The organism is Mumia flava (assembly GCF_002797495.1).
GTDB classification, from domain to species: Bacteria; Actinomycetota; Actinomycetes; order Propionibacteriales; family Nocardioidaceae; genus Mumia; species Mumia flava.
Window position 1 is genome coordinate 1,362,665 of sequence record NZ_PGEZ01000001.1, and the last position, 25,653, is coordinate 1,388,317.

The window sequence follows — 25,653 nt, forward strand, 5'->3', positions numbered from 1 at the left end:
GCCGAGGTGCATTGTCATACAGTGACAATCATCGGCGACCCCGGGGAGGACGGATGGGCTTCGACGAGCGCACCGGCGTACGGCGGCGTCTGACGGAGCGGTCCGAGGAGGTCGCGGCCCGGCTGATCGACGCGGTCCGCGCCGAGATCCCCACGTACGCCGCGATCGGCCCGAGCCAGCTGGAGGAGACCCGCTCGATCGCGGGCTGGGCCGTGCAACGGGTCGTCGACCTGTGGGCCGGCGGCGCCACGTCGCTCACCGAGGCGGACCTGCGCCGGTTCCGCGGGATCGGCGCGGCCCGAGCCACCGACGGCCGCCCGCTCCCCGCGGTCCTGCGGGCGTACCGGGTCGCCGCGGTGGTGACCAGCGACGTCGTCCTCGAGCTCGGCGGGGACAGCCTCGACCGCGACGACCTCCTCGCACTCAACCGCGCCCTGCTCACCGGGGTGGACGAGCTGTCCGAGGCCGTCTTCAGCGGGTACGCGAGCGTGACCGACGCGGTCGCACGCGACCGGGACGAGGCGCTGCGCCGGCTCGCGGACGACCTGCTGACCGGCCGGCACACCTCCGCAGCCGCGCTGGCCGACCGGTCGCGCGAGCTGGGCATCACGCTGCCGGCGCGGTTCGACCTCGCGGTCGGTGCCGGGGTGGCCCTCGCGGACGGGCACGCCGAGGCACCGGTCGGCACAGGCGACGCCCTGGTGCTCGCCACCACGCACGCGGGACGCGTCGTACGGCTCGCCGCGACCGGCTCGACCACCCCCGACCACCGCAGCAGCGGCACCGACCGCACCCCGCCGTACGGGTGCCTGATCCCGGCGGTCGGGATCGCCGACCTGCCCCGCGCGTTCCGCCTCGCCTCCGCTGCGGTCGCGCACGCGCCGGCCGACGCCGCCGGGCGCGGGCTGGGCGAGGCCGACGCGCTGGCGGTCGCGATGCTGCGCGGAGCCCCGGAGTACGCGCCCCAGCGGTTCGTGCGGGCCGCGCTCGGCGACCTGCTCGGCCCGGCCGAGCGGCACCTGCTCGAGGGCCTGACGGCGTTCCTGCGGCACGGCTCGGCCACCGAGGCAGCGGCGGCCCTGGACCTGCACCCGCAGACGATGCGGCACCGGCTGCGCCGGGTCGCCCAGGTCACCGGCCGCGACCCGCGCGACGCCTGGGACCGCCTCGTCCTGCACACCGCCATCGCCGCCTCGACCGCAACGTCCTGACCCCTGATCGCGCCCCCGATTTGAAGCGGTTCCCACCGATTCGGCGCCGAGATTCGGTGGGGAACCCGTCACATCGGGGGCGCAGGGGCGGCGGCGCGGGCCTCGATCGCGGCGATCATCAGCTCGACGGCTTCGGTGAACACGTCCTCCTCCTCGATCCCGAGCAGCTCGGCGGCGTGCTCCTGGGTGGCGGGGTAGGTCTCGTGCGGGAGCAGCGCGTAGACGCGTGACCACGCGGAGTCGTCCTTCTCGCGCAGCGCCGGCGGCAGGTCGAGGACGAGCGCCTGCATCCCGGTGAGACCGAGCAGCGTGTCGGCGAACGCGCGGTACGCGAGCGTGGCCTGGGTCGCCGACAGCCCGGAGCGGGCGATCGTGCTGATCAGCAGCTCGACGATCTCGCGCTCGGCCCGCTCGCCGGTGGTCCTGCCGAGCGCCAGCGCGATCACCGACGGGAAGCGGGTCGCGCTCTCCCACGAGCACGCCGCGAACGTGCGCAGCACGTCCTGCCACGACGCGTCGTCGTCCGTACGGCGCCGGGCCTCCTCGACCACCCACGCGGCGACGCGGTCGTTCACCGCGAGCATGAGGTCGTCCTTGTCGCGGAAGTGCCGGTAGACCGCGGTCCCGTCGACCCCCAGCTCCTCGCCGAGGCGGCGCATCGACAGCGCCGCCGTGCCCTCGCGCATCACCAGGTCGAACGCCGTGTCGACGATCGCCTCGGGCCGCAGGGACGGAGGTCGTCCCCGCCCTCGCTTGCGCCCTCCCGCGGTCTCGGCCGGCATGGGCTGCTGTGCCACGTCGCCCCCTCCTGACTCGTCCGTGCTCGAAAAGACTAGGCGGTCAATTTAATCATCACTGTTGACAGCACCGTTGCGGAAGGGTTTGATCATCTCCCATGAACCACGACCAGCACGGCACGGACGCCCGTACGGACGTCCGCGTCTTCCGCAACGGGACCGTCTTCACCGCCGACGCCGCCGGCTCGCTCGCCTCCGCCGTCGCCGTCGAGGACGGCCGGGTCGTCGCCGTCGGAGGCGACGTGGAGATCGCGCCCTATCGGAAGCGCGCCGCCGAGGTCGTCGACCTCGACGGCCGGATGCTGCTCCCCGGCTTCACCGACGCCCACGCCCACCCGCCCAGCGGCGGCCTGGAGCGCATCCGGTGCGACCTCACCGCGGCGACCACGCTCGACGAGGTCACCGAGACGATCGGCGCGTACGCCGCGGCGCACCCCGACGCCGAGTGGATCCTCGGCGGCGGCTGGTCGATGAGCACCTTCCCCGGCGGTACGCCGACTCGCGACCTGCTCGACCGGCTCGCGCCGGGCCGCCCGGTCGCTCTGCCGAACCGCGACCACCACAGCACCTGGGCCAGCACCCGCGCGCTCGAGATCGCCGGCGTCACCGCGGACACCCCGGACCCCGCCGACGGCCGGATCGAGCGTGACGCCGACGGCGTCCCGACCGGCCTGCTGCACGAGGGCGCGGCCCGGCTGCTCGACCCCTACCTGCCGGCCACGTCCGAGGCCGAGTGGGACGCTGCCCTCGACGCGGCTCAGCGCTACCTGCACTCGGTCGGCGTCGTCGGCTGGCAGGATGCGATGGTCGACGTCGGCGGCGACGCACCCGCCGGCCACGAGGCGTACCTGCGCGCCGACGCCGCAGGCCGCCTCACCGCACGCGTACGAGGCGCGCTGTGGTGGCCGCGCGAGACCACGCTCGACGCGATCGCCGAGCAGGTCGAGCGCTTCGCCAAGATCCGCGCCGCCACCTCGGCCGCGAGCGACCGCTACCGCACCGACGCGGTCAAGGTGATGCAGGACGGCGTCGCCGAGACGTTCACCGCGGCGCTGCTCGACCCGTACCTCGACCGGTGCGGGTGCCCCGGCAGCAACCACGGGATCAGCTTCTTCGCGCCCGAGGTGCTGCGCGCGAGCGTGTCCGCGCTGGACGCCGCCGGGTTCCAGGTGCACTTCCACGCGCTCGGCGACCGTGCGGTCCGCGACGTGCTCGACGCCGTCGAGCACGCCCGCACCACCAACGGCGCCTCCGACCGGCGTCACCACCTCGCCCACCTCCAGGTGGTCCACCCCGACGACCTCCCGCGGTTCCGGACGCTCGGCGCGACGGCGAACCTCCAGGCGCTCTGGGCCGCCCACGAGCCGCAGATGGACGAGCTCACGATCCCGTACCTCGGGAGCGAGCGCGCCGGCTGGCAGTACCCGTTCGGCGACCTGCTGCGGGCCGGCGCGCCGCTCGCGATGGGCAGCGACTGGCCCGTCAGCAGCGCCGACCCGATCGAGGCGATCCACGTCGCCGTCAACCGCGTCGCGCCGCAGGCTCCGCCGGGCACCCCGGCGCTCGGCGACCAGCAGGACCTCCCGCTCGCCGTCGCCCTGCGGGCCTACACGGCCGGGTCGGCCCACGTGAACGGCCTCGGGGACCGCGTCGGCACCATCCGCACCGGCGCGTACGCCGACCTGGTGGTGCTCGACCGCGACCCGTTCGCGAACGACCCCGATCGGATCGCCGAGGCCCGGGTCCACCGCACCTACGTCGACGGCCGGGAGGTGCATCGTGTCGATTGACCGCGCCACCTGGGCGTTCGTCGCGCGCCGGCTGATCACGCTCGTCGTCACGCTGTTCGTCGCGAGCGTCCTGATCTACGGCAGCTTCGCGCTCGCGCCCGGCGACCCGGCGACGCTGCTCGTCGGCGGGTCGAAGCCGAACCCGGAGACCCTCGCCGCGATCCGCGCCGAGTACCACCTCGACGATCCGGTCTGGGTGCAGTACGGCCACTGGCTGCACGGGTTCGTGACCGGCGACCTCGGTCGGTCGATGGTCTACCGCTCCGACGTCACCGCGCTGCTCGGCGCCCGGGTCGTGAACTCCCTGTTCCTCGTCGCCTACGCCGGGGCGCTGATCGTGCTCGCCGGTGTCGGGCTCGGCCTGCTGGCCGCCCTGTCGCGCCGCAGCGTGGACCGCGCCGTCACGGTCGGGACCAGCGTCGCGATGGCCTCACCCACGTTCGTCACCGCGATCCTGCTGATCTGGCTGTTCGCCACACAGGTCTCCTGGCTCCCCGTGTTCGGCTCCGGCACCGGGTTCCTCGGACGGCTCGAGCACCTCACCCTGCCGGCGATCGCCCTCGCGCTGTCCTACCTCGCCTACGTCGCCCGGGTCTCGCGCACCGCGGTCCGCGCCGAGCTCGCCTCCGAGCACGTCGACACCGCCACCGCGCGCGGGCTCCCCCGGCGGACGATCGTCCGCCGGCACGTCCTGCGCAACGCCGCCGCCCCGATCCTCACCGTCTCCGGGATCATGCTCGCCGGTCTCTTCGCCGGCACCGCGATCGCCGAGCAGGCCTTCGGCGTCAACGGCCTCGGCTCGCTGCTCGTCGACAGCGCCGCCAAGCAGGACATGGCGGTCGTGATGGCGATCTCGATGTTCCTCGTGACCGCGTTCGTCGTCGTCAACACCGTCGTCGACGTCGTCACCGCCGCCCTCGACCCGCGGATCGCCCCCGGAGGTCGCTCATGAGCCACGCCCTCGCCCGCAGGCTTCCCGCACTCCGGGGGGTGCGTCGCCGGACCGGCCGGCCCGACCTGCTGCTGATCGCCGCGGCCGTGGTGATCACGGCGACGCTCCTCGTGGCGGTCGCCGCGCCGCTGATCGCGCCGTACGGCCCGTACGAGGTCGACCCGACCGCCGTCTTCGCCTCGCCGTCGCCGCAGCACTGGCTCGGCACCGACGATCTCGGCCGCGACATCTTCTCCCGGATCCTGTACGGCGCGCGGCTGACGCTGGCCGGGCCCGCTCTGGTCACCGTGCTGGTCGGACTGATCGGGACCGTCCTCGCGATCGCCTCGGCCTGGTTCGGCGGCGCGGTCGACAACGTGATCACCCGGGCGCTCGACGTGGTCCTCGCGTTCCCCGGCCTGATCCTCGCGATCATCGCCGCGGCCGTGCTCGGCACCGGGTTCGCCGTGCCCGTGCTGTTCATCTCGATCGCCTACGTCCCGGTGTTCGCCCGCGTGGTGCGCTCGGCGGCGCAGCGCGAGATGGGCATGCCGTACGTCGCGGCGCTGCGGATCTCCGGGGCCTCGCCGTGGACGATCTGCGTCCGCCACGTCGTCCCCAACCTCCTGCCGCTGATCGTCGTGCAGTCCACCGTCGGCTTCGGCTACGCCCTGCTCGACCTGGCCGCGATCTCGTTCCTCGGGCTCGGACTCCAGCCGCCGACCGCGGAGTGGGGCCTGATGATCGCGAACGGCAAGTCCGCGATCCTCTCCGGCTTCCCGCAGCAGTCCCTGTTCGCCGCGATCGCCGTGGTCGTCGTCGTGGTCGCCGTCAACATCCTCGGCGAGCGCCTCGCCGAGCGCTTCGGGATCGAGGAGCAGGCATGAGCGCCACGGGCCGCACCGAACCGCTGCTGCGCATCGACGACCTCGCCGTCGACCTCGACACCGCCGACGGACCGCGGCCGCTGCTGCACGGCGTGAGCCTCGAGGTGGCGGCCGGCGAGGCGTTCGGCCTCGTGGGCGAGTCCGGGTCGGGCAAGTCGCTCACGGCCCGCTCGGTGATCCGGCTGCTGGGGCCGACGATGCGGACCCGCGGCCGGGTGCTCGTCGACGGTGACGACGTCACCGCGATGCGTCCCGCTGCGCTGCGCCGGCTGCGCTCGCGCGAGGTCGGCATGATCTTCCAGGACCCCAAGGCGCACATCAACCCGGTCCGGACCGTCGGCGACTTCCTCTGCGAGGCGATGGTCACCAACGGCCGTACGCCTCGCCGCGATGCCGAGGGACGCGCCACGGCGCTGCTGACCGAGGTCGGCATCGGCGACGCCGCCCGCCGGATGCGTCAGCACCCGCACGAGCTGTCCGGCGGACTGCTCCAGCGCGTGATGATCGCGTCGGTCCTCGCCGTCGAGCCGCGGCTGATCCTCGCCGACGAGCCGACCACCGCCCTCGACGTCACCACCCAGGAGGAGGTGATGGCGATCCTCGGCGAGCAGCAGCGCGAGCGCGGCCTCGCGATGCTGTTCATCACCCACGACCTCGAGCTCGCCTCGGCGGTCTGCGACCGGATCGGTGTGATGTACGCGGGCCGGGTCGCCGAGACCCTCCCCGCCTCGGCCCTCGGCAGCGCCGAGCGCCACCCGTACACCCGGGGTCTCCTCGCCGCCCGACCGTCGCTGGACGGACCGCGCGAGGGGCTCCGCGCCATCCCGGGCCGCCCGCTCCCGGCGTACGAGGCGGGCGACGGGTGCGCGTTCGCCGACCGGTGCGCCCACGTACGGCCGCCGTGCCACGAGTCGCGGCCACCGCTGCGCCCGTACGGCGCGAGCGAGGTCGCCTGTCACCGGACCGAGGTCCTCGGGGAGCACCCACCGCTGTCCGACCGCGAGGAGGTGGCCGCCGATGCCTGAGTCCATCACGCCTGAGGCGCTGCTCGAGCTCGACGACGTGCGCAAGGTCTACCGCGTCCGTGACGACGAGCGCCGGGGGCACCAGGAGCTGGTCGCCGTCGACGGGCTGAGCCTGCGGCTCGAGGCCGGCGAGTCCGTCGCCGTCGTCGGCGAGTCCGGCTCCGGCAAGACGACCGTCGCGAAGATGGTGGTCGGCCTGGAGACCCCGACGTCCGGCACGCTTCGGATCGCCGGCGAGGACTGGACAACGGGCCGTACGTCGACCCGCGACCGCCGGCGTCGCGGCGGGCTGGTGCAGATGGTCTTCCAGGACCCGTACTCCTCGCTCGACCGCCGTCAGCGCGTCGGTGACTGCCTGGCCGAGGCGGTCGCGCTGCACGGTGTGGTGGGCCGGGCCGACCGGGACGCACGGGTCGCGGAGCTGCTGGAGCAGGTCGGCCTCACCGCGACGCACGCGGCCTCGTTGCCGCGCGGGCTGTCCGGCGGCCAGCGCCAACGCGTCGCGATCGCCCGCGCCCTGGCCGCCGAACCGCGGCTGCTCGTCCTCGACGAGGCCGTGGCCGCGCTCGACGTGTCGATCCAGGCGCAGATCCTCACGCTGCTCGCCGACATCCGCGACCGGACCGGCGTCGCGCTCCTCTTCATCTCCCACGACCTGGCTGCCGTCCGCCAGGTCTGCGAGCGGGTCGTGGTGATGCAGCGCGGTGCGGTCGTCGAGGCCGGCGCGATCGACGACGTCCTCGCCGCCCCCGCCGACCCGTACACCCGCCGTCTGCTCGACTCCGTCCCCCGCCTCGGGTGGACGCCGCGCCGCCACCAGCTCTCGACCCCGGCCCCGATCCCGACCCCGGAAGGCACCCGATGACCGCCACGACCGAGACCACCTGGACCCCTGGACCGGACGACCCGCCGCTGGTCACGCCGACGCTCGAGTTCGCCTTCGAGGCGCGCGTCGCCTGCGAGCCCCCGAAGCGGATCGGGCACGGGGCGGGCGACGAGCTCGTGTTCGTCCCGATCGTGGGCGGCACTGTCGCGGGCCCGCTGCTCGACGGCCGGGTCCTCCCCGGCGGCGGCGACTGGTCGATCACCCGCGGTCCGCGGGTCTGCGAGCTCGATGCGCGCTACCTGATCGAGTCCGACGACGGCACCGTGATCGACATCGTCAACCGCGGCTTCTACGCCGCGGACCCCTCGGTGATCGAGCGTTCGCAGCGGGGCGAGGACGTCCCCACCAGCGAGTACTACTTCCGCACCCAGCCCGTCTTCCGTACCGACGCCCCAGCCCACGCGTGGCTGTCGGAGACGGTCTTCGTCGGCTGGGCGTACGACGACCTGCGCAACGGCCAGGTCTGCATCCGCTTCTTCGCCGTCCGCTGAGGAGGACCACCGAGATGATCGACTACCTGCACGTCCCGCCGTCGCCCGTGCCCGACGACGCCACCCAGGTGATGGTCCGGATGCGCGACGGCGTCCGCCTCGCCACCGACGTCTACCTGCCCGACGGCCCCGACGCGGACACCGAGCCCGGCCCGACGATCCTCGTCCGCCTCCCGTACGACAAGAACGGCGACTACACCCACATCCCGGTCGTCGCCCGGTACATGGTCGGCCGCGGCTACCGCGTCGTCGCCCAGGACGTCCGCGGCAAGTTCCGCTCCGAGGGCGAGACGCTGCTCTTCGTCAACGAGGTCGAGGACGGCTACGACACTATCGAGTGGATCACCCGCCAGCCCTGGTCCGACGGCGACGTCGCGATGTGGGGCGACTCCTACTACGGCTACACCCAGTGGGCCGCGGTCTCCAGTCGGCACCCCGCGCTCAAGGCGATCGCGCCCCGGGTGACCGGGACGCGGCTCGGCGAGCTCCCCGAGCCGGTCGACGAGTCCGGCGCGATGGAGGTCGAGATGGGCGTCCACCGCCTGTACCCGACCACGTTCTTCCAGTCGAACGACGTCTACCTCTGGATGCCGGACTGGTCCCGGCGCCCGTACACGGACAACGTCGAGGACTTCTTCGCGACCGTGGGGCACCGCTCGGTCTCGTACGACCAGTGGGCGCCCGGCCACGAGGTGCGGCTGCGGCGGTTCCGGCACGGCCACCCGTTCGACGCCAACCCGATCCCCGTGCTCCAGACGATCGGCTGGTGGGACAACATCGCGCCGCAGCAATGGTCCGACGTCCGCGAGCTCGAGGCCCGTCCCGGCTGGGCGAACCAGCACTACCTGCTGATCGACGTGATCGACCACGAGTTCAACAACCTGGCCGAGGCCGGCCGTGGTCGGGAGCGGACACCGGAGGAGATCGAGAAGTCGCTCGGCGAGTACCTCGACCCGGCGCTGGACTTCTTCGACGTCTTCGTGCGCGGGCTCGGCTCCGCGGCCGACCTCCCCAAGGTGCGGTACGCCGTGGCGCACGCCGACGGGTTCCGCGAGACGACGGCCTGGCCGCCGCCCGGGGTCGAGACGGTGGCGCTGGCGCTCGGGGCGGACGGGAGCCTGGGTGCGGACGGGAGCCTGGGCGCGGACAGCACCGAGCCGTACGAGCTCGCCTGGACCCACGACCCCGACGCCCTCGTGCCGTCGCCGGTGATGAACGCGTTCGGGTTCCTCCAGGAGTACCCCGACGAGCGCGGCCTCGCCGACCGCGACGACGTGCTGACTTTCGACGGGGCCCCGGTGGTCGCCGACCGCGAGTACGTCGGGGGTTGTCGCTTCACGGGCACCGTGTCGACGTCCGGCCCGACGATGGACGTCTTCGTGCGCCTCCTCGACGTCGAGCCGGACGGCGCCGCGCACCTGATCACCCGCGGCCAGGTCCACCTGCCCACGTTCGACGGACCACGCCGCGTCGACATCGACCTCGGCCAGCTGGGCTACCGCCTGCGCGCTGGCCACCGGCTGCGCGTCCACGTGGCCAGCAGCGACTTCCCGGAGTTCGTGCCGCAGCCCGGCACCGGCGAGCACCCCTGGACCGCGGTCGACGTGCGGACCAACCACCAGACCCTCGTCGTCGGCGGCCCCGACGGCGCACGGCTCCACCTCGACGTCCTCCCCACCTGACGCCCGCTTCCGATGGTCGAGGCGCCCGCGAGCGGGCGATCGAGACCCACCCGATCGACCCTTCCACGACAGGAGACCCTGATGCGTACCCGAACCCGCCTGGTGGCGCTCGGCGCGATCGCCGCGCTGGCCGCCACCGGCTGCAGCGGCAGCGACGGAGGTGGCGGCGACTCCACCGCCTCCGGCGACGTCACGCTCGTCGAGACCACCGATGCCGGCACCGAGCCCGTCGACCACGTCACGTGGGGCCTGCCGAATGGCGAGCCGACCACGCTGGACCCCGCCAAGGCCGGCGCGGAGTCGGAGAGCTCCGTCGTCGCGAACCTGTGCGAGGGTCTGCTCCAGCTGCAGCCCGACTTCTCGCTGGCACCCGGTCTGGCGACGTCGGCGGACTGGACCGACGACACGACGTTCGTGATCGATCTCGATCCCGACGCGACGTTCTGGAACGGCAACCCGGTCACGCCGGCCGACGTCCTGTACACCTTCCAGCGCCACCTCGACCCGGCGACTCAGAGCGTCTACGGGCCCGCGTTCATGGCGATGAAGGACATGAAGCAGACCGGCCCCAACCAGGTCACGCTGACCTTCGAGACCCCCGACGCGCAGTTCCGCAACACCCTCGCCGGCGGCACCGGGATGATCGTCGAGGCCGCGTACGCCAAGAAGGCCGGCGCCGCCTTCGGCACGCCTGACGGCGGCCTGATGTGCACCGGCCCGTTCCAGCTCGAGTCGTGGGAGGCGGGCGAGTCGGTCACGTTGCGTGCGTACGACGGCTACCGCGGGGGCGCGCCGCTGGTCTCCGAGCTGGAGTTCCGCTTCGTCGCCGACTCGTCGACCCTGACCTCGGCGCTGATGAGCGGCGACATCGACGGTGCGTACCAGCCTCCGGTCCAGAGCTCGCAGACGTTGTCCGACAGCGGCGTCGGCACCCTGTACGTCGGGCCGAGCACCGCGTCGGCCAGCTTCGGGCCGGCGTCGGAGACCGGTCCGGCGGCGGATCCGCGGGTGCGTCAGGCTCTCGATCTCGCGATCGACAAGAACCTCTACGTCAAGAACGTCCTGCGCGGGCTGGGTGAGCCGCTGAAGACGTTCACCCCGCCGCTGGTGTGGGAGGGCGACCCGGCGGCCGACACGTACCGCGCGGGCTACGACGCCCTGCCCGACAACAGCGAGCCCGATCTCGACGCGGCGAAGAAGCTGATCGCCGACGCCGGGGCCGACGGTGCGTCGCTGGTCTTCGCGATCGCGGCCGGTGACCAGCAGAGTCTGCAGACGGTGCAGTTCGTGCAGGCCGCAGGCGAGGAGCTCGGGCTCGACATCGCGATCGAGCAGCTCCAGCCGACCGAGTTCTCCTCGTTCTTCTACGACCCGTCGAAGCGCGAGGGCATCGACTTCGTCGCGACCACCGGGTACGTCGAGGTGCCCGGCGCGCTGTACTACTCGCCGATGTTCGTCCTGCCGGGCGGACTGTTCAACTGGTCCGGCTACTCCGACCCGCAGGTCTCGAAGCTGATGGGCGAGGCCAGCGCGACCACGGACCCGGAGGTGACCGCGCAGAAGTTCGTCGAGGCGCAGGCGATCTTCAACGAGGCGAAGCTCCAGGTCTCGCTCGGCCAGTCGTACTCGCGGCTGTTCCTGCGCGAGGGCCTGACCGGCGCCCCGGCGTCGTTCGCCTACATCAGCACCCCCTGGGCCGCACAGCTCGGCGGCACGTCCTCCTGACCGTCCCCACCGACCGCGATTTGTCGAGTTGCGGAGCAAACTCGGATGCAGAATCCGACCGGAACTCGACGAATCGCGGTCGGGAGGGTGGGTCAGGCGGGGGCGGGGGCAGGTGCGAGCGGGACCTGGCGGCGCTTCTTCACGACCGCGACCGCGAGCAGGCCCGCCGCCAGCGTCCAGATCACCAGGACGGAGACCGAGGCCAGGACGGACATCACCTCGCCGCCGGCGACGAGCCGGCTCGCTCCGTTCACGAACGCCGTCAGCGGCATCACGGCGTTCAGCGACTGCAGCGGCTCCGGCGCCGTCTCCAGCGGCAGCACGTTGCTCAGCGCCGCGAGCTGGAGTGCCAGCAGCAGCACGAGCACGGCGACGCCGGCGCCGCCGAGCGCGAGCCGCACCGCGAAGGCGACCACCGTGAACGCCACCGCCGCGAGCCCGCACAGCAGCGCGAGCGGCAGCGTCGACGCCGTGCTCGGGTGCAGCAGCACGACGGCCACCATCACCGCCACCGCCTGAACCACCGCGAGCCCCAGGACCGGCGCCGCCATCGTGAGCGCGATCCGACGCGAGGCGACCGGAGCCAGCCCGTCGCGCCGGATCGCCGCCGGGTCCACGGTCTGCACGCTCACCAGAGCGGCCAGCCACAGCACCGCACCGAGGATCGCGCCGAGCAACCACCCGTTGCCGTGCTCGGCGTGCTCGACCGTGCTCGTCAGGACCACCGGTTCGCTGACCACGTCGGCGAGCGCGGTCTGCTGCGCCGAGCCGTACGTCGGGATCTGCGCCGCCTCCTGCGCGAGCCCGTCGCTGAGCTGGTGCGCACCGTCGTCGACCTGGCCGGCGCTCGACGCCAGCGTGGTGGCCCCCGAGGCGAGCGAGGCACCGCCCTCGGCCGAGCTCTGCGCACCGTCGGCGAGCTCACCGGACGCACGGGCCGCATCGACGGCACCGCTCGCCACCTCGCCCGCACCCGAGGCCAGTCTCTCCGCGCCTTCGCTCAGCCGCCCCCCGGCGGCATCCAGCCTGCCGGCGCCGCGCGCGAGCCGTGCCTGCCCGTCGGCCAACCGTACGGCGCCGCCGGCGACGCGGTTCGTCGCGCGGGCCAGACCCTCGGTCGCCCGCTCGGACAGACGCGTTCCTCCCTCGACCACCAGCGCCCGTGTACGAGCCCGACCGAGTCGCGTGCAGAACCGGACCGTGGCACCGGCGGCCCGGCAGTCGCGCCGCAGCTGCTGGAGCTGCTCGGCGAGCAGACGTGCACGGTCGGCGAGCAGCGTCTCGCCTTCGGCGACCAGGCCGGCGCCGCGAGCGATCTCGTCCGACGCCGTCGCCAGGCCCGAGCCGCCGGTCGACAGCCGGTCGGCGCTGAGCGCGATCCGACCAGCGCCCGCGTCCAACGAGGCGGCACCGGCCGCGACACCACGCGCCCCGACCGCGGTGGCCGACGCGCCGCTCGACACCGCGTCGACCCCTGTGCTCAGCTCGGCCGCTCCGGTCGCGAGCTGGTCGAGGCCGCTCGCGAGGCTCTCGGCACCGTCGGCCAGCTCGTCGGCACCGTCGGCGAGCTGCTCCGTGCCGGCTGCGAGCTGCGCCGCCCCCTGCGCCGCCTGCTTGTTCGACTTCGCGATCTGGTTGAACCCGGCGTACACGTTCGTCAGGTAGCCCTCGGTGCTCTGTCGCCCCAGGGAGCGCGCGGCGGCGTCCGCGATCTGAGCGCTGAGGTACGGCGTGCTGACGCTCGCGGCGGCGTTCCCGACCAGGGTGAGCGCGCCCTGCTCGGGATCGTCGGTGCCGGTCGACAGGATCGCCTTCGAGAAGTCGGACGGGATCGTCAGCACGGCGTAGTAGCGCCCGGTCCGCAGCCCCTCGTCGGCGTCGGTCGCGTCGGTCAGGATCCAGTCGAGGTCCGGGGCGGAGGTGGTCGGGTCGGTCAGCGACGCCGTCAGCGCCCGACCGGCCGCCATCGGCTGCGGGTCGGTGATGATGATGTCGCCGTTGACCACCGCCACCGGGATCCGGTCAACCCGGTCCACCCGGTCGGACGTCGACCAGACCAGGACCGCGGCCGCGGCGAGCGGCAGCAGCACCCCGACGGCGAGCACCCGGATCCACGTCGCCCGCCGTCCCCCGCGTCGTACGGCACGCCGCTCGCTCATCGAACCTCCTCGCCGGCCCGCACGGACGTGCGGACCCCCTCGTCGGCCGGGCGCTCGGCTCCGACCCGGTCGAGCACGACCACCGTGACCCCCTCGTTCGCCAGGGCCGCCGCGAACGCCAGCTCCGCTCCGGCGTCCCGGGCGGCCGGTGGACGGCCGTACAGCACGAGCACGTGCGACCCCGACGCCACCGCGCAGGCCGCCTGCGCGACGACGGTCGGATCGACCCCCGGCGCCACGGAGCCGAGGCGCGCGGCCACCTGCCCGCTGCGCTCGGTGAACGCGCGCCGACCCCGCCGCGTCAGGGCGGCGAGGCGTGACCGGTCACGGACGACGTCGGAGGCCGTACGGTCGGTGCCGTCGCTCGCGGCCGCGTGCCCGGTCGCCGCGAGATCGAGGGCCGCCGCACGGCGACTGACCTCCTCGCGCTGCTCGGGAAGCAGCTGCTCGGCGACGGCCAGACTGCCCGCCCGTGCGCCGGCACGGCCCGTCAGCACCATCGCCAGCGCCCGGTCGTCGGCCTCCGCGGCGAGCGGCAGCCGGACGACCTCGCCGGGCCGCGCCGTGATCTCGACCGGAGCCGCACCGTCCGTGACCACCAGGCCCCGCGCCAGCACGGCGACCTGCCCGTGCTCGTCCTGCCACGCGTCGAGCTCGACCTTGCGGTGCAGCACGGCGCCCTCGACGTCGACGTCGGGCAACCGCCGCTCCAGCCACGCCGGCAGCCACCACGCCGCGTGGCGCAGCAGGACCATCACCGCAGGCACCAGGGTCATCCGGACCACGAAGGCATCGACGAGCACCCCGACGGCCAGACCGAACGCGATCGGCTTGATCGTCGACGTACCACCGGGAACGAACGCGACGAACACGCTCGTCATGATCAACGCGGCTGCGGTCACCACCCGCGCGCTGGAGCAGAACCCGCGGACCACGGCGCCACGCGGGTCGCCCGTACGGGCGTAGTCCTCCCGCATCGACGAGACGAGGAACATCTCGTAGTCCATCGCCAGCCCGAACAGCACGCCCATCAGGAAGATCGGGAGGAAGCTCACGACCGGCCCGGCCTCCTCGCCGGTCAGTCCGCTGAGCCAGCCCCACTGGAATGCCACGACGACGACGCCGAACGCGACGCCGACCGAGATCAGGTAGCCGGCCGTCGCCTTGATCGGCACCGCGATCGACCGGAAGACGAGCATCAGGAGGATCAGCGACAGCCCGATCACGATGCAGGCGAACGGCAGCATCGCCCCACCGAGCCGCGCGGACACGTCGATGTTGATCGCGGTCTGACCGGTCACGAGGATGTCGTGCACGCCGTAGGTCTGCTCCCACCCGGGACTGTCGTCGCGCAGCCGCTGGACGAGGGCCTCCGTCGACGGCGCGGTCTGGCCCGCTTCCGGGATCGCCTGGATCAGCGCCGTGTCACCGTCGGCGTTGGGCGTGGCCTGGGTGACCGCGACGACGCCGGAGACCCCGGCGACCGCGGCCGCGAGCTCGTTCACGGTCTTCTTCGGGTCGTCGCTCGTGATCACGTCGCCGGTCACCGTCAGCGGCGCGTTGTACCCCTCACCGAACGCTGCCGTGATCGCGTCGTAGGTCTGGCGCGCGTTGCTCGACTCGGGTGCCGTGCTGTTGTCGGGCAGCGCGAGATCCAGGTCCGCCGCGGGGCGCGCAGCCACGACCGCAGCCAGCAGCACGACGACGATCGTCACCGCCGGCACCCGGGTCGCGATCCCGACCCACCGCCGCGCGACGACGGCCGAGGCAGCCCCGCCGGCCCGCGCCTTGCGCCTCGGACGCAGCCGCTCACCGAGCAGGAGCGCGACCGCCGGGAGCAGGGTGAGCGCGATCGAGACGGCGAACGCCACCGCGATCGCCGCCGCCACCCCCATCGCGGTCAGCACCGGGATCCGCGCGACCGCCAGCCCGAGCAGCGCGATGACGACGGTCGCTCCTGCGAACATCACCGCGATCCCGGCCGTCGCGAGCGAGCGCCGCATCGCCTCAGTGGTCGGCAGGCCCTCGGCGAGGTGGCCGCGGTAGCGGGACAGGAGGAACAGCGCGTAGTCGATCCCGACCGCCAGCCCGAGCATCTCGGCGAGCGTCGACGCGCTGCTGGACACCGATGTCACCGACGAGGCCAGGACGATCACGCTGATCGTCGTGAGGACACCGAGCAGCGAGCCGACGATCGGCATCCCCGCCGCGAGGAGGGAGCCGAACGTGATCGACAGGATCACGAGCGAGACCAGCAGCCCCAGCAGCTCGGGGATCCGGCTGGTCTCGACGTCCGGGTCGTACGCGTCGCCGCCGACGTCGGTCGTGATCCCCGCCCCGGCCGGTGGGCTCGCAGCGTCCACGACGGCGTCCAGCGTGGCCTGCGACGGCTTCTCCGCGGCGAAGCGCAGCTGACCCAGCGCGGCCCGGCCGTCGGAGGAGACCACCCGGAAGTTCTTCGCCAGCGGGCTGGTGAACGTGACGCCGGGGACGTCGTCGATCCGCGACGAGATCCGGTTCACCACGGGAGCCGCAGGGGCCTGCGCGATGCGCCCGGTGGCGACGGTGAAGAGGACCTGGCCGTCCGTGCCGGTGATGTCGAACCGCTCGTCGAGCAGGTCCTTGCCCTCCTGGGACGGTGTCCCGGGCACGGTGAACTCGTTGTCGTAGTCCGAGCCGAGCGCGGTCGCCCCGCCGGCGACGAGCGCGAGCACCAGCAGCCAGCCGCCGACGAAGGCACCGCGGTGGCGGGCGATGGCGCCGCCGAGCCGGTACAGCAGCATGGACACGGCGCGACCCCCCGTCCCTCCGCGCACGTCAGCGAGGCCTGCCTCGATCATGCACGGCGGGGACCGGGGGGTCGCCGGGTTTTGCAGAGCGCCGGAGCTCAGCCTTCGGTGGTGGCGACCAGCCGCGGACGACGGTCCTGGTCGGGATCCATCACGGCAGCCATCCGGTGGTACGCCGCGCCCTCGCGGTGGCGGGACTGGCGATCGAGCGTGAGACCGAGGGCGACGTGCGCCCAGCCGCTGGTGGGCTCCAGCTCGACCAGCCGGCGGAACGCGTCCTCGGCCGGCCCGAGCAGCGCAGCCGCGAAGTACGAGCGTCCGAGCAGCTCCCAGGCCGCGGCGTTCGCGGGCTCGGCCTCGACGACGTCGGTCAGCATCCGCGCCGCGTCGCGCGGGAAGCGCTGCGCGAGCAGGTCCTCGGCGGTGCGGAATCGGTCGTACAGCGACATCTCGGAGATCATCGCGTCGGTGAAGATCGGCTTCATCCCGAGCTCGCGGAAGCTGGTCATCTGGGGCACCTCCTCAGGGCGTCGTACCCCACAACGGTCGCGCGCCGCCGCCCATTCCCGAGGCTGCCACGCCGGGCGACTCCGGCGCGGACGCGATCAGGTGATGTCGCGCCGCAGCGTGGTGAACCGGCCGACCAGCGCGAACACCACGCCGTACGCCAGGAACACGAGCGCACCGGGCAGCCGCCCGAGCACATCGCCGGACGACCCGAACGACGCGTAGGTGCTCGCGCCGACCAGGGCCTCGGACGCGGCGCCGGGGAGGAACTGTGCGGCGGACGCGAGGCTGTCCACCGCACTCAGCCCCACGCGCACGATCGGCTCGACGAACTGCGTGAACGCGAGCACGACCACGATCGCCGCGACCTGGTTGGTGATCAGGGTGCCGACCCCGACGCCGACGAACGCCCAGACCGCGAGCGCGACGACCGAGAGCAGGACGGGGACGATCACGTCGGACGAGCCCAGGAACGCGCCGTCCCCCTGCCACGCGAGGATCGGGGCCCCGACCGCGACGGTCGACAGCGTCCCGACGAGGCCGAAGACGAGCCCGATCAGCAGCGCGACGACGACCTTGGCGCTCAGGAACACCGAGCGGCGCGGCTCGGCCAGCAGCGACGGCGTGATCGTCTGGTACCGGAACTCCCCGGTCATCGCGAGCGCACCCGCGAGCAGCGGGAAGACGTAGCCGAGGCCGTTGCCGATCGAGTAGACGGTGGTCGCAGCCTCGACGCCGGTGAGCGGCACCGCCCCCTGCTGCTCGGGCGCGACGGTCAGCGAGAACCCGAGCACCGCCGCGAGGAACGCCATGTAGGCGGCCATCACGAGCAGGAGGATCCACCACATCCGGGTCGACGTCCACTTGCGCAGCTCGGCGCGGATCGCGGTGCTCATGCCGCCACCTCCTCGTGCTCGTCGGCCGGTCCGCCGGTCCGGGTCAGCTCCAGGAACACATCCTCGAGCTCGACGACCCGCTGCGTCAGTGCGTGCAGCTCCAGGCCCGCGGCGAAGGCGGCCGCGCCGACCTCGGCTGCCGTGACGCCGTCGACGTCGAACCCGGCCCCGTGCTCGGTGGCGCTCCACCGCCTCCCGGAGAGCAGCCGCGCGAGCCCGTCGCGGTCCGGGGAGACGACCTCCACGCTGCGTGACGCCTGCTCCGCCAGCTCCTCGAGCGACGAGGCGTGGACCATCCGTCCGCCGGCGATGATGACGACGTCGTCCACGCTCTGCTGGACCTCCGACAGGACGTGGCTGGAGACCAGGACGGTCCGGCCCTCGGCGGCGAAGTACCGCAGCAGCTCACGCAGCCACCGGATGCCGCCCGGGTCGAGCCCGTTGGCCGGCTCGTCGAGGATCAGCACCGGGGGGTCACCGAGCAGCGTCGTCGCGAGCCCGAGACGCTGCCGCATCCCGAGCGAGAAACCGCCGACGCGCCGCTTCCTGGCCTCGGCGAGCCCGACCATCTCGAGCACCTCGTCGCAGCGGGCATCGGACACCCCGACGTGGGGCGCGTAGACCCGCAGGTGGTCGCGCGCCGTCCGACCGGGGTGGAAGCTCGCCGCCTCGAGCGCGGCACCGACCACACGGCCCGGGTCGTCGATCTGGTCGTACGTCCGACCGTCGATCGTGGCGCTGCCCGAGGTCGGCGTGACCAGGCCGAGCAGCATCCTCAGGGTGGTGGTCTTGCCGGCGCCGTTCGGTCCGAGGAAGCCGGTGACGGCGCCCGGGCGGACCGAGAACGAGAGGTCGTCCACCGCCCGCACGGGCCCGAAGGTCTTGGTGAGGTTCGCGATCTCGATCATCGCGCCCCACGCTATCGGACGGTCAGCGGGCCCTCGGCACTCGCTAGAGTCCAGCATGCGCTCCTGGGAACCGCCGACCGAGCCGGTGTACGAGTCCACGCCCGTCGGGACGGACCGGAGTGATCCGAGCGATGATCGCGACGGCGGTCGGTCGCCGGCGCGGCACGTCGTCGGCGTCCTCATCGGCGTTCTCGCAACGCCCGTCGCTCTCGTGGCGATCGACTGGGCGCTGCACCAGCGGAACTACGCGCTGGGCAGGCTGACGGGCACGCGGTCGGCAGACTGGCACGCCGCACCGGAGACGTTCCTGCTCGTCGCCCTCGCCGCAACCGTGCTCCTCGGTGTCTCCGCCGCGGGCCGGATCTCGTGGCTGTGCCCCGCCGTCGCCGGGATGCTGTACGGGGTGGTGCCGTCGCTGGTCCTGGTCGTCGCGGATCCGCGGTGGTTGTTCGAGCAGATCACCCGGCTCCCGGAGCCGCTCTACGACTTCCCGTTCGTCAACGTCGTCTACTACGGCTTCGTGGTCTACCCGCTGCTCGCGGCGCTGCTGCTCGGGGCCTACCGGCGCCCACACCGAGCCCCCGAGGAGCCTCAGCCGCCTGAGGAGCGGCGCTGGTCGATCGCGTAGAGAGCGATCCCGGCGGCGACGCCGGCGTTGAGCGACTCGAGGTTCGAGGCCATCGGGATCGACACCCGGACGTCGCAGGTCTCGGAGACCAGCCGCGACAGGCCCTTGCCCTCGCTGCCGACGACGAGCACGAGCGGCCCCTCCGCCAGGTCGAGGTCCGGCAGCGCCACCTCCCCGTCGGCGGCCAGTCCGGCGATCATGAGTCCCTCGGCGGCGTACGCCTTGAGCTGACGGGTCAGGTTCGTCGCCCGCGCCACCGGGACGCGCGCGGCCGCGCCGGCCGAGGTCTTCCACGCCGACGCGGTCATGCCGGCGGCCCGCCGCTCCGGGACGACGACGCCGTGCGCGCCGAACCCGGAGGCGCTGCGCACGATCGCGCCGAGGTTGCGCGGGTCGGTGATCGAGTCGAGGACGACGATCAGCGGGTCCTCGCCCCGCTCGCGGGCGGTCTCGAGGAAGTCGTCCGGGTGCGCGTACTCGTACGGAGGGAGCTTCGCGGCGACGCCCTGGTGCACCGCCCGGTCGGTGAAGCGGTCCAGCTCGGGCTTGCTGACCTCGAGCACGGACAGACGCTTGTCGACCGCGAGGGCGAAGATCTCACGGACCCGGTCGTCGCGGTCGATCCCCTCGGCGACGTAGAGCGACGCGATCGGGATGTCCGCGCGCAGCACCTCGAGCACGGAGTTGCGCCCGGCGGCCCACTCGGCCTCGTCGCCGCGCTTCTTGCGCGGGGCCGGAGGGCGGCGCTTCTCGGCGGCCTTGGCCATCTTGTACGCCTTGTGGTTCGGCCGCTCGGCCGCCTTCGGGGTGGGGCCCTTGCCCTCCAGGCCGCGGCGGCGCTGTCCGCCGGACCCGACGTTGGCTCCCTTGCGCGACTTGTTCATCGCGCCCTTGCGCTGGCTGTTGCCGGCCATCAGTCCTCGCTCCCGGATGCTGCGCCGACGGACCAGCGTGGTCCCGACGGCGTGTCCTCGACCTCGACGCCCGCGGCCTTGAGCTGGTCGCGGACCCGATCGGCGGTCGCGAAGTCGCGCGCGGCGCGGGCCTCGGCGCGTTGGTCGAGCAGTGCGTCCACCAGCGTACCGAGCGCCTCACGCTCCGCCCCGGAGTCGGCGTCGGCGCCCGCCCACGTCGGCGACAGCGGATCGAGCCCGAGCACGTCGAGCATCCTGCGGACCGAGGTGACGAGCGTACGCAGGGCGACGGTGTCCACGTCGGCGGCGGCGAGCAGCTTGTTGCCCTCGCGGATCGCGTCCTGGACCACCGCGAGTGCCGCCGGCACCGCGAGGTCGTCGTCCATCGCGGTCGCGAACGCGTCGGACACCGCACCCTCCGCGTCGGCGAGGTCGCGCGGAGCACCGGACGCCTCGCTCGCACGCCGTACGAACGCCTCGATCCGTCCGAACGCCGTCGCGGCCTCGGCGAGCGCCGCCTCGGAGTAGTCGATCACCGACCGGTAGTGGGCCGCGACCAGGTAGTAACGCACGTCGATCGGCCGGAACCGCTTCACGACCTCGCTGACCAGCAGGGAGTTGCCGACCGACTTGCTCATCTTCTCGCCGCCGATGCGCAGGAGCTGGTTGTGCATCCAGCTCGCCGCGAAGTCGAGCCCGGCCGCGCGCGCCTGGGCGAGCTCGTTCTCGTGGTGGGGGAAGCGCAGGTCCAGACCGCCGCCGTGGATGTCGAAGGCGGGACCGAGGTACTTCGTCGCCATCGCCGTGCACTCGATGTGCCACCCGGGCCGGCCGGGACCCCACGGCGACGGCCAGGCGGCGGTCCCCGGCTCATCGGCCTTGTGGCCCTTCCAGAGCGCGAAGTCGCGCGGGTCGCGCTTGCCCCGGGGGTCGGCGTCACCGGCGTCGAGCATGTCGTCCAGCCGCTGCCGCGACAGCTCGCCGTAGTCCGGCCAGCTGCGCACGTCGAAGTACACGTCCCCCGACCCGTCCGGGGCGACGTAGGCGTGCCCACGCTCGATCAGCGTCTCGACCAGCCCCACGATCTCGGGGATGTGGCCGGTCGCGCGTGGCTCGTACGTCGGCGGCAGGCAGCCGAGCACGTCGTACGCCGCGTGCAGCGCGCGCTCGTTCGCGTACGCGACGGCCCACCACGGCCGATCCTCCTCGGACTGCTTCGCGAGGATCTTGTCGTCGATGTCGGTGACGTTCGCGACCAGGGTGACCGCGTAGCCCTCGTGGGTCATCCACCGCCGCAGCACGTCGAAGACCACCTCCTTGCGGATGTGGCCGAGGTGCGGCGGACCCTGGACGGTGAGACCGCAGTGGTAGATCCCGACCGCGCCGGGGGCGATCGGGACGAAGTCGCGGACCTGCATCGTCGCGGAGTCGTAGAGGCTCAGTGTCACCCGTCCAGCGTAGTGGAGCCGGGCCACCGGCCCCGGCCCGCGGACGGACGGGCGGCGCGACGAGCGGTTCGGGGCGCGGGAGCCGCCCGGTCGTGCTTACAGTCGTGCCCTGCGAGCGAGGAGGGTGCGGATGCGGGGACTGGTGATCGGCGCAGCCGGGACCGTGGCGGCCACGGTGCTGACCGCACCTGCCGCCGCAGCTACGACAGCGGCGGACACGACCGCCGCCACCCGTGCGGCCGCCCCCGCCGCGGTGAGCGCCTCCGGCGGTGCCCGGGTCTCGTCTGCCCGCTGGCGCGGCGCGGGCCTGCGGGCCGGCTCGGGCCGCGGCTGGGCCGTCCGTGCCGGCGCGGTGCGCATCACCCGGCCGACGTCGCGGGTCCGCACCGGCGGCCGGACGTACGACCGGGTGCGCTGGACGTCGCCCTGGGCGAAGGTCGGCTTCGGCGCCGGCGAGGTGATCGCCTCGTGGACCGCCGTGACTCCCCGGCGGACCTGGATCTCCGTCTCGGTGAAGGTCCGCACCGCCGACGGCAGGACCGGATCGTGGGACCAGGTCGCGCGGTGGGCCCATACCGGAAAGGCGATCGACCGCCGTTCGGGTCGGGCGCAGCGCGACGATCTCGCGCGACTGGTGACGGACGTCGTGAAGACCCGCGGCGGTGCCCGCGCCCGGGGGTGGCGGATCCGCGTCGACCTGCACCGCCCGGCGGGCAGCTCGGCGACGCCGCGGCTGACCTCGGTCGGGGCGGTGGCCTCCGTACGCGCCCGCGCCGCACGCGCCACGTCGACCCCGCGGCGCGCGAGCCGGGTCGCGCTGACCGTGCCGCGGTACTCGCAGATGCTGCACCGCGGCACGTACGGCCAGTGGGGCGGTGGCGGAGCCGCCTGGTGCTCGCCGACCTCGACCGCGATGGTCCTGCGGGCGCAGGGCCGCGGGCCGAAGCCCCGGGCCTACGCCTGGGTCCGCCGCGACGTGCCGCAGCGCTTCGTCGTCCACGCCGCGCGCGGGACGTACGACCACCGCTACCGCGGGACCGGGAACTGGCCGTTCAACACCGCCTACGCGGGCTCGTACGGCACCGACGCGTTCGTGACCCGGCTGACCTCCTTGCGGCAGGCCGAGGCGTTCGTACGGGCCGGGATCCCGCTGGTGCTGTCGATCCGCTTCGGCGCCGGTGAGCTCGCCGGCGCGCCGATCTCGTCGACCGCCGGCCACCTCGTGGTGCTCCGCGGGTTCACGGCGTCCGGTGACGCGCTGGTCAACGACCCCGCCGCCCGACGGCGCTCGGGCGTCGACCGGCGCTACCGCCGCGACCAGCTCGAGCGCGCGTGGCTGCGCGGCAGCGGCGGCACGACCTATGTCGTCCGTACGCCGGGCCGCTCCCTGCCGCCGCTTCCCGGCCACCGGTGGTGACCGGGTCTCGATCGTCGCTCCGCTCCGCCTCGACCAGCGGAAGGGACGTCCTCCGCTCCGCCTCGACCAGCGGAAGGGACGTCCTCCGCTCCGCCTCGACCAGCGGAAGGGACGTCCTCCGCTCCACCTCGACCACCGCACGGGCGCACGAGCGGGATCGGCGATGATGGGGCCGTGACCTCCCCAGACGTCCCCCGGGTCGGCATCGGCACCGACGTGCACGCGTACGACGCGTCCCGCCCCATGTGGTGCGCCGGCCTGCACTGGCCCGACGAGCCTCAGGGACTGGCCGGCCACTCCGACGGCGACGTCGTCGCCCACGCCGTCTGCGACGCGGTGCTGTCGGCCGCGGGCCTCGGGGACCTCGGCAGCCAGTACGGCACGACCGACCCCCGCTGGTCGGGCGCGTCCGGGGTGGTGTTCCTCGCCGAGACGGCGCGGCGGGTGCGGGCGGCCGGGTACGCCATCCAGAACGCCTCGGTCCAGCTGATCGCGTCGCGGCCGAAGGTCGGGACGCGGCGCAGCGAGGCCGAGGCGGTCCTGTCGGAGGCGCTGGGTGCTCCGGTGTCGGTCGCCGGGACCACCACCGACGGCCTCGGGCTCACCGGACGTGGCGAGGGCGCGGCCGCGATCGCCACCGCTCTCGTGACCGCCGTCAGCTCCGGGTCGTGATGCAGACCTCGACGTAGCCGTTGACCACCCGGACCGGGTACGTCGCGAGCTTCGTCATCGGGTCGTCGACGCTCACGCCGGTCGCGAGGTCGAACAGCTCCCGTCCGGCGGGGGCGGCCAGCAGGGCGCGGCCGTCGCGGTGGATCACGAGGCCGCGCGCCATCGTCTGCGTCCCGGCGTACGGGTCGCGGTTGCCCACGGCGTACAAGGTCCGCTCGGCGGTCCGGAACAGCGCCACCTGCTTGCCGCGGACCAGGGCGGACACTCCGATGCCGACGACGAGCTCACCCGCGTCGCAGACCTTGACCCAGGTCGCCACCCCGCTCGACGTCGCCATGCCGTGACGGTAAGCAGCGCGCGTTTCGGGCGGATTACGCTACGCAACGCCCGTGCAAACAGAATCGCACACGGACAACGGCCGAGCCGCCTCCCCTACGGGAAGCGGCTCGGCCGTCGAGCCCGGACGTCGGTGTCCGGAGAGGTGATCAGGACGCGAGAACCTCGTCGAGCAGGGTCTCCGCCTTGTCCTCGTTGGTGTTCTCCGCCAGTGCCAGCTCGGAGACGAGGATCTGCCGAGCCTTCGCGAGCATCCGCTTCTCGCCGGCCGACAGCCCTCGGTCCCGCTCACGCCGCCAGAGGTCACGGACGACCTCCGCGACCTTCATCACGTCACCGGAGTGGAGCTTCTCGAGATTCGCCTTGTAGCGACGCGACCAGTTCGTCGGCTCCTCCGCGTGCTCGGCGCGAAGAACCCCGAAGACCCGGTCCAGCCCGTCCTTGTCCACGACGTCGCGGACCCCGACCAGATCGAGGTTGCACGCCGGGACCCGGACCACGAGGTCGTTCTGAGCGACGATGCGCAGAACGAGGTACTGACGTTCCTCGCCCTTGATCGTGCGCGTCTCGATGTCCTCGATGACGGCGGCACCATGATTGGGGTAGACAACCGTTTCGCCAACAGTGAAAGTCATATGTCCATAGCCCTTTCTTAGGTGACCAGTCTAACACGTCCGCCAACCGGTCGCTTCAGCGTTTGTGCAGGTCAGAGGCCGAATCGTGACTTGACAAAGGCCCGCGGAAGTGGCAGTCGGGCATGTGCCCACCTCCGTCCGGCGGCCTCCGACGGCGCCGAACGCCGTCCTCCGACGACACCGCAGGACGGGTTGAGCGAGCCCCTCCGGGCGACCTCGTCGAACATCGGCGACCGCCCGCGGATACGCTGTGCTCGTCGTCCGTGTCGTCCACGAAAGGGTCGAGCTGTGCTCACTCGTCCGCGCCGCGTCGCCGCCGCGCTCGCCGTCGCCAGCATCGCTGTCGTCGCCTCGGGCTGCGGGACCGGATTCAACGCTCAGACCAACGCGGTCTACCAGGCGGGTGTCGGCACGAACAACCGGTCGGCCGACGTCGACCTGCTCAACGTGCTCTTCGTGCAGAACGACGACGGCAGCGCCACGCTCTCGGCCGGGCTGGTCAACCAGACCCGCGACCGCGACACCCTGCTGTCAGTCGAGGCCGTCACGCTCGCCGGGACCCCGGTGGACGTCACGATGGACAAGACGGTCCCGGTCGCACCGCTGCGGCTGACCACGCTGGGGACGAAGACCCAGGTCCTGATCGACGGCGACCTGAGCGCCGGGCAGTTCCTGGACCTCACGTTCACCTTCGAGAACGCCGGCACCGTCGAGGTCCAGGCCCCGATCGTGCTCCGCGTCCCGCTCTACGACTCCGTCGCCGAGCCGCCGGCACCCGCGGAGGACGCCGAGGCGACCGCGGAGGAGGAAGCCGCGGCCGTCGAGGAGGAGGCCGCCGCCGAGCAGGAGGCCGAGGCCGCGGAGGACGACGCCCCGACCGAGGAAGAGGACACCCCGCAGGAGCGCTGACCGCCTGCGG

Annotated in this window: 23 protein-coding genes; 13 read left to right on the forward strand and 10 right to left on the reverse strand. The window is 73.2% G+C overall.

The window, feature by feature from the left end; translation table 11 throughout:
- Positions 1 to 53: 53 nt before the first annotated feature.
- Entirely contained in the window at positions 54 to 1,211 is a 1,158-nt protein-coding gene (locus tag CLV56_RS06455) for a PucR family transcriptional regulator (protein ID WP_039340754.1), read from the forward strand.
- A gap of 68 nt (positions 1,212 to 1,279) precedes the next feature.
- Here CLV56_RS06455 and CLV56_RS06460 read toward each other — a convergent pair whose 3' ends face one another.
- The gene (locus CLV56_RS06460; protein WP_157805090.1) at positions 1,280 to 2,008 is read right to left on the reverse strand and encodes a TetR/AcrR family transcriptional regulator; all 729 of its coding nucleotides are present in this window, start codon (positions 2,006 to 2,008) and stop codon (positions 1,280 to 1,282) included.
- A 98-nt stretch (positions 2,009 to 2,106) separates the two neighbouring features.
- Here CLV56_RS06460 and CLV56_RS06465 point away from each other — a divergent pair, with 98 nt between their 5' ends.
- The 8 genes from CLV56_RS06465 to CLV56_RS06500 all read left to right on the forward strand — a co-directional run bounded on the left by CLV56_RS06465 (position 2,107) and on the right by CLV56_RS06500 (position 11,425).
- On the forward strand, positions 2,107 to 3,798 hold the full coding sequence (locus CLV56_RS06465) for an amidohydrolase (RefSeq protein WP_039340751.1): 1,692 nt from the start codon (positions 2,107 to 2,109) through the stop codon (positions 3,796 to 3,798).
- Positions 3,788 to 4,750, forward strand: a complete 963-nt coding sequence (locus CLV56_RS06470; RefSeq protein ID WP_211287996.1) for an ABC transporter permease — start codon at positions 3,788 to 3,790, stop codon at positions 4,748 to 4,750. Before CLV56_RS06465 ends, CLV56_RS06470 begins: the two co-directional genes overlap by 11 nt.
- A complete protein-coding gene (locus CLV56_RS06475; RefSeq protein ID WP_039340749.1) occupies positions 4,747 to 5,616 on the forward strand; it encodes an ABC transporter permease in 870 nt (289 codons plus the stop codon). The genes CLV56_RS06470 and CLV56_RS06475 overlap by 4 nt, the downstream gene beginning before the upstream one ends.
- The gene (locus tag CLV56_RS06480; protein WP_100414564.1) at positions 5,613 to 6,641 is read left to right on the forward strand and encodes an ABC transporter ATP-binding protein; all 1,029 of its coding nucleotides are present in this window, start codon (positions 5,613 to 5,615) and stop codon (positions 6,639 to 6,641) included. The genes CLV56_RS06475 and CLV56_RS06480 overlap by 4 nt, the downstream gene beginning before the upstream one ends.
- The gene (locus CLV56_RS06485) at positions 6,634 to 7,506 is read left to right on the forward strand and encodes an ABC transporter ATP-binding protein (RefSeq protein WP_039340746.1); all 873 of its coding nucleotides are present in this window, start codon (positions 6,634 to 6,636) and stop codon (positions 7,504 to 7,506) included. The genes CLV56_RS06480 and CLV56_RS06485 overlap by 8 nt, the downstream gene beginning before the upstream one ends.
- Complete coding sequence (locus CLV56_RS06490; RefSeq protein WP_100414565.1) at positions 7,503 to 8,018, forward strand: DUF3237 domain-containing protein; 516 nt, start codon at positions 7,503 to 7,505, stop codon at positions 8,016 to 8,018. The genes CLV56_RS06485 and CLV56_RS06490 overlap by 4 nt, the downstream gene beginning before the upstream one ends.
- A gap of 14 nt (positions 8,019 to 8,032) precedes the next feature.
- On the forward strand, positions 8,033 to 9,700 hold the full coding sequence (locus CLV56_RS06495) for a CocE/NonD family hydrolase (RefSeq protein WP_039340745.1): 1,668 nt from the start codon (positions 8,033 to 8,035) through the stop codon (positions 9,698 to 9,700).
- A gap of 81 nt (positions 9,701 to 9,781) precedes the next feature.
- On the forward strand, positions 9,782 to 11,425 hold the full coding sequence (locus CLV56_RS06500; protein WP_039340742.1) for an ABC transporter substrate-binding protein: 1,644 nt from the start codon (positions 9,782 to 9,784) through the stop codon (positions 11,423 to 11,425).
- Between the two features lie 92 nt (positions 11,426 to 11,517).
- Here CLV56_RS06500 and CLV56_RS06505 read toward each other — a convergent pair whose 3' ends face one another.
- The 5 genes from CLV56_RS06505 to CLV56_RS06525 all read right to left on the reverse strand — a co-directional run bounded on the left by CLV56_RS06505 (position 11,518) and on the right by CLV56_RS06525 (position 18,684).
- Entirely contained in the window at positions 11,518 to 13,584 is a 2,067-nt protein-coding gene (locus CLV56_RS06505) for a YhgE/Pip family protein (RefSeq protein ID WP_039340740.1), read from the reverse strand.
- Complete coding sequence (locus CLV56_RS06510) at positions 13,581 to 16,367, reverse strand: MMPL family transporter (RefSeq protein WP_245857869.1); 2,787 nt, start codon at positions 16,365 to 16,367, stop codon at positions 13,581 to 13,583. The genes CLV56_RS06505 and CLV56_RS06510 overlap by 4 nt, the downstream gene beginning before the upstream one ends.
- Before the next feature lie 104 nt (positions 16,368 to 16,471).
- A complete protein-coding gene (locus CLV56_RS06515; RefSeq protein WP_211287997.1) occupies positions 16,472 to 16,882 on the reverse strand; it encodes a tetratricopeptide repeat protein in 411 nt (136 codons plus the stop codon).
- A 96-nt stretch (positions 16,883 to 16,978) separates the two neighbouring features.
- Positions 16,979 to 17,776: an ABC transporter permease gene (locus tag CLV56_RS06520; RefSeq protein WP_039340737.1), complete on the reverse strand. Its 798-nt coding sequence runs from the start codon at positions 17,774 to 17,776 to the stop codon at positions 16,979 to 16,981.
- Positions 17,773 to 18,684, reverse strand: coding sequence for an ABC transporter ATP-binding protein (locus CLV56_RS06525; protein WP_039340734.1), 912 nt, complete (start codon positions 18,682 to 18,684; stop codon positions 17,773 to 17,775). Before CLV56_RS06525 ends, CLV56_RS06520 begins: the two co-directional genes overlap by 4 nt.
- A gap of 55 nt (positions 18,685 to 18,739) precedes the next feature.
- Between CLV56_RS06525 and CLV56_RS06530 the strand changes: the two genes are divergently transcribed.
- Positions 18,740 to 19,312: a hypothetical protein gene (locus tag CLV56_RS06530; RefSeq protein WP_039340731.1), complete on the forward strand. Its 573-nt coding sequence runs from the start codon at positions 18,740 to 18,742 to the stop codon at positions 19,310 to 19,312.
- Here the strand turns inward: CLV56_RS06530 and rlmB are convergent.
- A complete protein-coding gene (gene rlmB, locus CLV56_RS06535; protein ID WP_039340728.1) occupies positions 19,276 to 20,226 on the reverse strand; it encodes a 23S rRNA (guanosine(2251)-2'-O)-methyltransferase RlmB in 951 nt (316 codons plus the stop codon). The genes CLV56_RS06530 and rlmB overlap by 37 nt on opposite strands.
- Positions 20,226 to 21,674, reverse strand: a complete 1,449-nt coding sequence (gene cysS / locus CLV56_RS06540) for a cysteine--tRNA ligase (protein ID WP_039340725.1) — start codon at positions 21,672 to 21,674, stop codon at positions 20,226 to 20,228. The genes rlmB and cysS overlap by 1 nt, the downstream gene beginning before the upstream one ends.
- Positions 21,675 to 21,804: 130 nt before the next feature.
- On the opposite strand from cysS, the gene CLV56_RS06545 reads away from it, so the two are divergent.
- Together CLV56_RS06545 and ispF are read left to right on the forward strand one after the other, a co-directional pair.
- The gene (locus CLV56_RS06545; protein WP_100414568.1) at positions 21,805 to 23,091 is read left to right on the forward strand and encodes a C39 family peptidase; all 1,287 of its coding nucleotides are present in this window, start codon (positions 21,805 to 21,807) and stop codon (positions 23,089 to 23,091) included.
- Positions 23,092 to 23,265: 174 nt separating this feature from the next.
- Positions 23,266 to 23,763, forward strand: coding sequence for a 2-C-methyl-D-erythritol 2,4-cyclodiphosphate synthase (gene ispF / locus CLV56_RS06555; RefSeq protein ID WP_211287998.1), 498 nt, complete (start codon positions 23,266 to 23,268; stop codon positions 23,761 to 23,763).
- On the opposite strand, the gene CLV56_RS06560 is transcribed toward ispF, so the two are convergent.
- Together CLV56_RS06560 and CLV56_RS06565 are read right to left on the reverse strand one after the other, a co-directional pair.
- Positions 23,747 to 24,100, reverse strand: a complete 354-nt coding sequence (locus CLV56_RS06560; RefSeq protein ID WP_039340721.1) for a nitrite reductase (NAD(P)H) small subunit — start codon at positions 24,098 to 24,100, stop codon at positions 23,747 to 23,749. The genes ispF and CLV56_RS06560 overlap by 17 nt on opposite strands.
- Positions 24,101 to 24,248: 148 nt before the next feature.
- On the reverse strand, positions 24,249 to 24,734 hold the full coding sequence (locus tag CLV56_RS06565) for a CarD family transcriptional regulator (RefSeq protein WP_039340718.1): 486 nt from the start codon (positions 24,732 to 24,734) through the stop codon (positions 24,249 to 24,251).
- A 288-nt stretch (positions 24,735 to 25,022) separates the two neighbouring features.
- On the opposite strand from CLV56_RS06565, the gene CLV56_RS06570 reads away from it, so the two are divergent.
- Complete coding sequence (locus CLV56_RS06570; RefSeq protein WP_100414570.1) at positions 25,023 to 25,643, forward strand: hypothetical protein; 621 nt, start codon at positions 25,023 to 25,025, stop codon at positions 25,641 to 25,643.
- Positions 25,644 to 25,653: the final 10 nt, after the last annotated feature.

Excerpts from the sequence above, each read along its gene's own strand:
- CLV56_RS06455 (WP_039340754.1), top strand. The coding sequence starts at position 54 with ATGGGCTTCGACGAGCGCACCGGCGTACGGCGGCGTCTGACGGAGCGG.
- CLV56_RS06465 (WP_039340751.1), top strand. The coding sequence starts at position 2,107 with ATGAACCACGACCAGCACGGCACGGACGCCCGTACGGACGTCCGCGTC.
- CLV56_RS06475 (WP_039340749.1), top strand. The coding sequence starts at position 4,747 with ATGAGCCACGCCCTCGCCCGCAGGCTTCCCGCACTCCGGGGGGTGCGT.
- CLV56_RS06480 (WP_100414564.1), top strand. The coding sequence starts at position 5,613 with ATGAGCGCCACGGGCCGCACCGAACCGCTGCTGCGCATCGACGACCTC.
- CLV56_RS06485 (WP_039340746.1), top strand. The coding sequence starts at position 6,634 with ATGCCTGAGTCCATCACGCCTGAGGCGCTGCTCGAGCTCGACGACGTG.
- CLV56_RS06490 (WP_100414565.1), top strand. The coding sequence starts at position 7,503 with ATGACCGCCACGACCGAGACCACCTGGACCCCTGGACCGGACGACCCG.
- CLV56_RS06495 (WP_039340745.1), top strand. The coding sequence starts at position 8,033 with ATGATCGACTACCTGCACGTCCCGCCGTCGCCCGTGCCCGACGACGCC.
- CLV56_RS06500 (WP_039340742.1), top strand. The coding sequence starts at position 9,782 with ATGCGTACCCGAACCCGCCTGGTGGCGCTCGGCGCGATCGCCGCGCTG.
- CLV56_RS06505 (WP_039340740.1), bottom strand. The coding sequence starts at position 13,584 with ATGAGCGAGCGGCGTGCCGTACGACGCGGGGGACGGCGGGCGACGTGG.
- CLV56_RS06510 (WP_245857869.1), bottom strand. The coding sequence starts at position 16,367 with ATGCTGCTGTACCGGCTCGGCGGCGCCATCGCCCGCCACCGCGGTGCC.
- CLV56_RS06515 (WP_211287997.1), bottom strand. The coding sequence starts at position 16,882 with ATGACCAGCTTCCGCGAGCTCGGGATGAAGCCGATCTTCACCGACGCG.
- CLV56_RS06520 (WP_039340737.1), bottom strand. The coding sequence starts at position 17,776 with ATGAGCACCGCGATCCGCGCCGAGCTGCGCAAGTGGACGTCGACCCGG.
- CLV56_RS06525 (WP_039340734.1), bottom strand. The coding sequence starts at position 18,684 with ATGATCGAGATCGCGAACCTCACCAAGACCTTCGGGCCCGTGCGGGCG.
- CLV56_RS06530 (WP_039340731.1), top strand. The coding sequence starts at position 18,740 with ATGCGCTCCTGGGAACCGCCGACCGAGCCGGTGTACGAGTCCACGCCC.
- rlmB (WP_039340728.1), bottom strand. The coding sequence starts at position 20,226 with ATGGCCGGCAACAGCCAGCGCAAGGGCGCGATGAACAAGTCGCGCAAG.
- CLV56_RS06545 (WP_100414568.1), top strand. The coding sequence starts at position 21,805 with ATGCGGGGACTGGTGATCGGCGCAGCCGGGACCGTGGCGGCCACGGTG.
- CLV56_RS06560 (WP_039340721.1), bottom strand. The coding sequence starts at position 24,100 with ATGGCGACGTCGAGCGGGGTGGCGACCTGGGTCAAGGTCTGCGACGCG.
- CLV56_RS06565 (WP_039340718.1), bottom strand. The coding sequence starts at position 24,734 with ATGACTTTCACTGTTGGCGAAACGGTTGTCTACCCCAATCATGGTGCC.